This is a genomic window from Chryseobacterium sp. (assembly GCF_045629545.1).
In the GTDB taxonomy this organism is placed as follows: domain Bacteria; phylum Bacteroidota; class Bacteroidia; order Flavobacteriales; family Weeksellaceae; genus Chryseobacterium.
On record NZ_JAZQRK010000010.1, the window covers coordinates 87960 to 94699 of the forward strand.

7 protein-coding genes and 1 tRNA gene are annotated in these 6740 nt (G+C 33.7%); 6 read left to right on the plus strand and 2 right to left on the minus strand.

Annotated features, from left to right (window positions below):
- Nucleotides 1-23: 23 nt before the first annotated feature.
- The 3 genes from ACKI42_RS02305 (at nt 24) to ACKI42_RS02315 (ending at nt 2582) form a co-directional block, all read left to right on the plus strand.
- Nucleotides 24-1673: a hypothetical protein gene (locus ACKI42_RS02305; protein ID WP_407402037.1), complete on the plus strand. Its 1650-nt coding sequence runs from the start codon at nt 24-26 to the stop codon at nt 1671-1673.
- A 77-nt stretch (nt 1674-1750) separates the two neighbouring features.
- Nucleotides 1751-2470, plus strand: coding sequence for a bacillithiol biosynthesis deacetylase BshB1 (bshB1, locus tag ACKI42_RS02310; protein WP_407402039.1), 720 nt, complete (start codon nt 1751-1753; stop codon nt 2468-2470).
- Nucleotides 2471-2505: 35 nt separating this feature from the next.
- Nucleotides 2506-2582 (plus strand) — tRNA-His (locus ACKI42_RS02315).
- A 114-nt stretch (nt 2583-2696) separates the two neighbouring features.
- Here ACKI42_RS02315 and ACKI42_RS02320 read toward each other — a convergent pair.
- Nucleotides 2697-3032 (minus strand): DUF3276 family protein, encoded by a 336-nt coding sequence (locus ACKI42_RS02320; RefSeq protein WP_407402041.1) that lies wholly within the window; start codon nt 3030-3032, stop codon nt 2697-2699.
- A 123-nt stretch (nt 3033-3155) separates the two neighbouring features.
- Nucleotides 3156-4793 (minus strand): ABC transporter ATP-binding protein, encoded by a 1638-nt coding sequence (locus ACKI42_RS02325; RefSeq protein WP_407402043.1) that lies wholly within the window; start codon nt 4791-4793, stop codon nt 3156-3158.
- Between the two features lie 90 nt (nt 4794-4883).
- Here ACKI42_RS02325 and nusB point away from each other — a divergent pair, with 90 nt between their 5' ends.
- From nusB to yajC, 3 genes are read left to right on the plus strand one after another with little or no spacing between them, the layout of a single operon-like run.
- Nucleotides 4884-5789, plus strand: a complete 906-nt coding sequence (gene nusB / locus ACKI42_RS02330; RefSeq protein ID WP_407402045.1) for a transcription antitermination factor NusB — start codon at nt 4884-4886, stop codon at nt 5787-5789.
- Nucleotide 5790: 1 nt separating this feature from the next.
- The gene (locus ACKI42_RS02335) at nt 5791-6318 is read left to right on the plus strand and encodes a DUF1573 domain-containing protein (protein ID WP_407402047.1); all 528 of its coding nucleotides are present in this window, start codon (nt 5791-5793) and stop codon (nt 6316-6318) included.
- A gap of 12 nt (nt 6319-6330) precedes the next feature.
- A complete protein-coding gene (gene yajC, locus ACKI42_RS02340) occupies nt 6331-6699 on the plus strand; it encodes a preprotein translocase subunit YajC (protein ID WP_407402049.1) in 369 nt (122 codons plus the stop codon).
- The last annotated feature ends 41 nt before the right edge of the window (nt 6700-6740 follow it).

The following is a 6740-nucleotide window of genomic DNA, read 5'->3' on the forward strand; positions in this document are numbered from 1 at the left end:
AAATTCAATTTAGTAAATATATAATGACAGATATAATGATTATGAATGTAAAGAAAATTGCGCTAGGAGCGGCGGTTGTATTTTTTAGCAATTTTGCTGTTGCACAAAGTTTACAAGATGGTATAAATAGTATCGATAGCGATAAATTTGCTCAAGCAAAAAATAATTTCACTCAGTTAGTAGCAAAAGATGCAACTGCTGAAAATAATTTCTATTTAGGAAATACATATCTAAGACAATCTGAACCTGATTATGCGAAAGCAACAGAAAGCTTCAATAAAGGTTTAGCTATTGATGCTAAAAGTTATTTAAATAAAATAGGTTTGGCTACTGTAAAATTGGGTAAAGGAGATAAAGCTGCAATTGGAGAAATTCAAAAGATTGTCGCTGATTCTAAGGAGAAAGATGCAGAAGTGCTTTTCAGAGCTGCAGAAGCTTTAACATTATTTGATAAGAATAACTCTCCTGATCTTGCTATTAAGTTTTTAAATAAAGCGATTGAAAGGTCTAAAAAGGGAGTTCCAGCATATTATTACTATACGCTTGGTGATGCTTACAGATTGAAAAAAATACCAGGTGATGCAATGTCGGCATATGACAAAGCTCTACCATTAGCTCAAAATAAAGCGTCAGTATATACAAGAATAGGAACACTATGGATGGCTGCACAACAGTGGCAACAGGCAAAAACTAGTATTGATAAAGCAATTGCTACAGATGCAACCTATGCACCAGCATATAAAGCAATGGCTGCCTATAATATAAAATATCAAGAGAACGAAAAGGCAACTCAAGATCTTATCAATTATACTAAATATGCTGACGAAGATCCATATACACAACTGGAGATTGCAAAATTGTATTTCACTAATGAAGATTATACAAACTCTAAAGTAATTTTAGATAAGATTTTCGATAAGGTAGAAGATCCTATCAAATACAAATTGCTTGCTTATGTAGATTATGCAGAGGGAAAGTATCCTGAAGCAAAACAAAACATAGATTTATTTGTTTCTAAAGCAGAAGCTTCTAGAGTGCAACTAGCTGACCAGGGCTTGCAAGGACTAATTGCGGCAGGTTTGGCTAAAAATGAAAAAGATGCTGCTAAAAAAGCTGCACTAACTTCGGAATCCCAACAGAAAATTGCATTGGCAAAAGCTGCAAAAGATGAAACTTTGAAGTGGGACTTGGAATTGGCTAAAATTAATGGCGGGGGAGCAGTTTCTCAATCAGCTGTTAATGAAGGGCCTACAAGTCCAGCTGTAGAACAATTGAAAAAGAAGGTAGCTGAAAATGCAAAAGATTCTGATGCACTTTACCAATTGGCTAACGCATACCAGGAAGTGAAAAACTGGAATGGAGCAGTGGTTACTTGGCAAAAAATGAGTGCGTTGTTACCAGATTGGGCACCAGCGTATTATAGCCAAGGTTATGCAAGCCAACAAGCAGGAAATAATGATGCTGCAAAATTATCTTATGAGAAATATATTTCAACAGTAAAACCAGAAGAAATGGAAGCGAACAAGCAAACACTTTCTTATGCTTATTTTGCCGTTGCTTATTTATCTAAGGATAGTGACTTGGCAAAAGCTAAAGATTATGTTGCTAAATCACTTCAGCTAGATCCAACTTACCAGGATGCTGTGAAATTAAATGCAGAAATCAACAAATAATAATTTGTATTTTATAAATTTGAACTTCCCAAACTTTTTAGTTTGGGAAGTTTTTTATTAAACTTTTATTAGAAATTATGAAAATAGATATATTAGCCATAGGAGCACATCCAGACGATGTAGAGCTGGGGTGTGGTGGCACAATTGCCAAATTGATCACAGAAGGTAAAACTTGCGCTATAATAGATCTTACAAGGGGTGAGTTGGGAACTCGTGGTACAGACGTTACGAGAAAAGAAGAGGCGGAAAATGCAATGAAAATTCTTGGTGTCTTGGCTAGGGAAAACTTGGAAATGAAAGATGGATTTTTGGAAAATTCTGAGCAATACCAAATGCGTATTGTTAAGATGATAAGAAAGTATAAACCAGAAATTGTATTAGCGAATTCGACTGATGATCGTCATCCGGATCACGCAAAGGCTGCAAAATTGGTTTCTGATGCGTGTTTTTTGTCTGGCTTAAGAAAAATAGAGACAATAGATGATGTAGGAAGCCAAGAAGTTTGGAGACCAAAACAAATTTTTCATTACATACAATGGAAACACATTCAGCCCGATTTCGTAATGGATATATCAGATTATATGCAAACCAAATTGGATGCATGTTTAGCGTATAAAACCCAGTTTTACGATCCTACGTCTACAGATCCGGTGACGCCAATCGCCACAAAAGACTTTTTGGAAAGCCTTACTTACCGCGCGCAAGACCTTGGAAGATTGTCGGGAGTTACCTATGCAGAAGGGTTTACAACAGAAAAATTAATAGTTTTTAAAAATTTTGACGGAATTGTTTTGTAGATGAAATATTTTTTCTATATTTGCACAACCAAACGGTGATTGTAGCTCAGTTGGTTAGAGCGCCGGATTGTGGTTCCGGAGGTCGGGGGTTCGAGACCCCTCATTCACCCCATTATAACACATTTTCTCTAGAGAAAATGTGTTATTTTTTTTATGTTAAATTTCAAGTTTAAAACAAAAATAGCATCCTATAAAGATGCTAATATTTTGTAATTGATGTATTTATTTACAACTCTTCGTCAGATTCTATGGTGTACGTCTTGCTTTTGAAGTCTTTGTCGTGCTTTTCAGAGATTACATCTTCCCCTTTTTCATTAATGATGAAATCTGTAGATTCTGAGAACATATCGTGAAAGCTTTTAAAATCTTCTTTGTATAAGTATATTTTGTGTTTTTCGAATGAAGCCTCTCCATTTTCTCCAAAATTCTTTTTACTCTCTGTAATGGTCAGATAATAATCCCCTGCTTTAGTTTCACGCACATCAAAGAAATATGTTCTTCTGCCTGCTTTTAACACCTTTGTGAAAATTTCATTTTCATGGCGCTCCTTATATTCACTCATTATTCAATATTTTTTAATCTTGTATAGAACAAATATAAAAGATTTCTTTTAATCACAAAATTTTTTTTATGATTTATTTAACAATTCCAAAAGAATGAGCGTTGCAGTTACCAAATTAGCAATTTAGGATAGATAGATGATCTTATCTGCTCTTTGTGCGCTAGACTCTCTGTGAGTGATGATTATAGAGGTAACGTTGTGTATTTTGGTTGCTATATTATGGAGGATATTTTGCTCGGTTTCTGTATCCAATGCAGACAAAGAATCATCGAAAATAAGGATGTTTGGGTCTTTTATTAGGGCTCTTGCAATACAAATTCTTTGCTTTTGACCTCCCGAAAGCATCACTCCTCTCTCACCAACTAGCGTTTTGTACTGTTCTTTGAAACCGATAATGTTCTTATGCACATCTGCAATCTTGGCGTATTCTGTGATTTTTTCTAATGAAGGATTGTCTACTGCAAATCCGATATTATGTTCTATGGAATCTGAAAAGAGATAACTTTCTTGAGGAATATATCCGATGAATTTTCTGTAATTTTCTAGATTATGCTCTTTCAAGTTTTTTCCATCTATTAAGATTTCTCCTTCGGTTGGATCAATTAATCTGCATAAAAGCAAAGCCACTGTAGATTTTCCACTTCCTGTTTTCCCCATTATTGCTAAAGATTGTCCTGCTTCTATGGTGAAACTTAAGTTTTCTAAAGCTTTTATTCCTGTGTTGGGGTAGGTATACGATACATTTCTAAATTCTATTGTTCCTTTTATGGGAAGAATTTCATTTGTTTTGTTGATGATATCCGATTTTTTATCTAAAAACTCGTTTATCCTTTGCATAGAAGCCTCAGCACGCTGGTTCACCGAAGTTACCCAACCTACCATAGAGAATGGCCAAATAAGAATATTAATATACATAAAGAAATCAGCAATTTTACCTACAGAAAGTTCACCAGCAATATATTTTTCGCCACCAATAAGGATTACAGCTACATTCAATAATCCAATAACAAATAATATAATGGTAAAAAAATAAGCTTCGGTTTTGGCAAGATCTAAAGCTTTATCCTGATAATCGGTAACTTTAATGCCATAATTTTTTTTAATATATTCTTCCTTCGCAAAAAACTTCACTACACGAATTCCAGAAAAGCTATCTTGTACGAAAGTAGAAATCGCAGATTGGCTTTTCTGCATTATTTTAGACTTCTTATTAATAATAGAACTCACTTTAAAAATTACAAAAGAAAGTATTGGTAAAGGAACCAGCGTCCAAATTGTCATGGAAGTGTCCGTCTTTAGCATATAGATGCAAGTAATGGTCAAAAGTATGGCTAGATTTACTACGTACATTACGCCAGGACCAAGATACATTCTTACCGCAACTACATCTTCACTTAGCCTATTCATCAGATCACCAATTGTAGTTTGTTTGTAGTCTGTAAGAGAAAGTTCCTGATAATGTCTATAAATTTTATTTTTTAGTTCGTATTCAATTCTTCTAGAGGCAACAATAATAGTTTGTCTCATCATAAAAGTGAAGAATCCTGTAAGCAAAGAACATCCAACAATTATTGCCACATAGATTAAAACCTGTTGATTAAAACCTATGTTGCCGCTCTCTCTAAGGGAATCTACGGATTTTCCTACAAATTGAACTTTATAAATATTAAAAAAATTGCTGGCAATGATGAATAGCAATCCCCAAAATAATAATATTTTGTGCTTCCAAAAATATGGGTTTAATGTTTTTAGCGCTTTCATAAACTTTTACAAAATTACAAAAATAGAGTAAGACTACGAATTTCATAACTTTTAAATTTTGTATCTTTGCAATCTTAAAAAGCTCTTTGAATGTTAGGAAGAAGACAAATCCGTGAAAAAGTAGTAGAAAGTGTGTATTCTTACTACCAAAATCCAATAAAATTCGATGTTTTAGAAAAAAACATGTTCTCTAGTATAGAGAAAATCTACGATCTTTATATTTGCCAGCTGAATTTCTTGGTTGCGTTAAAAGATTTAGCAGAGAACCAAATGGAAATAGGGAAGAATAAATATTTTAAAACTGATGTAGACGACAATCCAAATCAGAAATTTATCAACAATCAAGTCCTTAAAAAACTTGAGGAAAACCCAGAAAGATTATATCATTCTGGCCAACACAAAGATTTGAAATGGGATTTACATGATGATATGCTCGTAAAGACTTTTCAGAGAATGACTTCTGGAAAGCGTTACCAAGATTTCATGAAGCAGGAAGGATATTCTTTTGATGAAGATCAAAAGTTTATTGGTAAATTGTTTTTAAGATATATTGCTGAAAACGACGATTTTCAAGATTATATCATGGACAGAGAAATCACTTGGGGGAATGATATGCATATCGCCAACTCTATGGTTCAGAAAACAATCGGATTCATAAAGGAAGATGAAGAATCTCGTACTTTAATAAAAATGATAAAAGATGTAGAAGACCAACATTTTGCTTCAAAATTATTAAAAAGTACTCTCAATAATTGGGAAGCTAATGAGAAGAAATTGGGCGAGAAACTTGACAATTGGGATTTGGAAAGAATATCATTGATGGATAAAGTAATTTTAACGATTGCTATATCTGAAATTGATCATTTTCCTCTAACACCTTCTAGAGTAATTATTAATGAATATATCGAGATCGCAAAGGTATATGCTACAGATCGATCTAATATATTTATCAACGGAATTTTAGATAAATATTGTAAAGACCTAAATAGAATTTAAAATGAAAAAAATCGTATCAATCATTGCAATTGCAGTTATCGGATTTGGACTTGTATCTTGCAAAAAAGATGAAAACAAAACTATTGAAACTACTAGTACAGAGCTTATAGAGGCAGATACTGCAAACTCGCAAAACGTGGTTTCTAGCAACTCTACCGTAGCTGATTCTACAGCAGTTGTGGCTCAAGCATCGGTAGCACCAGTTTCTAGTGCTCCAAGTACTACTGTAGCTTTATCTGAAAATAATCATGATTTTGGAAAAATAAAGAAAGGAGCTAAAGTAGAACACACTTACGAAATTACAAATACAGGGAAAACTCCTTTGGTAATCTCTGAAGTAAAACCAGGATGTGGTTGTACTGCACCTCATTTCACAAAAGAGCCTATCTTACCTGGTAAAAAAGGACAAATTACACTTAGCTTTGATTCTTCATCTTTTGATGGTGCTGTAGATAAATATGCTGACGTATTCGCGAATGTAGAGAAATCTCCAATCAAACTTACATTCTCGGCAACTGTTAATCCTTAATCCAAAACTATTATGTTGACTGTATTTTTACAAGCTGCGCCTTCAGGAGGTTCTTCTCCAATGATGCTTATCATGATGGGTGTAATGTTTGTAGGGTTTTATTTCTTGATGATAAGACCACAAATGAAAAAGCAAAAAGAAGAGAAAAAATTTCAAGATGATCTAAAGGTAGGAAGTAGAGTAGTTCTTACTTCTGGTCTTCATGGAAGGATTGCTCAAGTAATGGAAGATGGCTTGATTATCGAGACATTATCTGGTAAATTGAAGTTTGAAAAAGCAGCAGTTTCTAGAGAATTTACAACCAATCGTTTTGGTGGTAAAGACGCTAAAGCAGATAAGAGTGCAGATAAAAAAGAAATAGACCTAGAGAAGAAGAAGTAATTCTTATTTTCTATAGACATAAAGCACACCGAAGAAAAAAA

Coding starts and splice junctions, on each gene's coding strand:
- ACKI42_RS02305 (WP_407402037.1), top strand. CDS start 24: ATGACAGATATAATGATTATGAATGTAAAGAAAATTGCGCTAGGAGCG.
- bshB1 (WP_407402039.1), top strand. CDS start 1,751: ATGAAAATAGATATATTAGCCATAGGAGCACATCCAGACGATGTAGAG.
- ACKI42_RS02320 (WP_407402041.1), bottom strand. CDS start 3,032: ATGAGTGAATATAAGGAGCGCCATGAAAATGAAATTTTCACAAAGGTG.
- ACKI42_RS02325 (WP_407402043.1), bottom strand. CDS start 4,793: ATGAAAGCGCTAAAAACATTAAACCCATATTTTTGGAAGCACAAAATA.
- nusB (WP_407402045.1), top strand. CDS start 4,884: ATGTTAGGAAGAAGACAAATCCGTGAAAAAGTAGTAGAAAGTGTGTAT.
- ACKI42_RS02335 (WP_407402047.1), top strand. CDS start 5,791: ATGAAAAAAATCGTATCAATCATTGCAATTGCAGTTATCGGATTTGGA.
- yajC (WP_407402049.1), top strand. CDS start 6,331: ATGTTGACTGTATTTTTACAAGCTGCGCCTTCAGGAGGTTCTTCTCCA.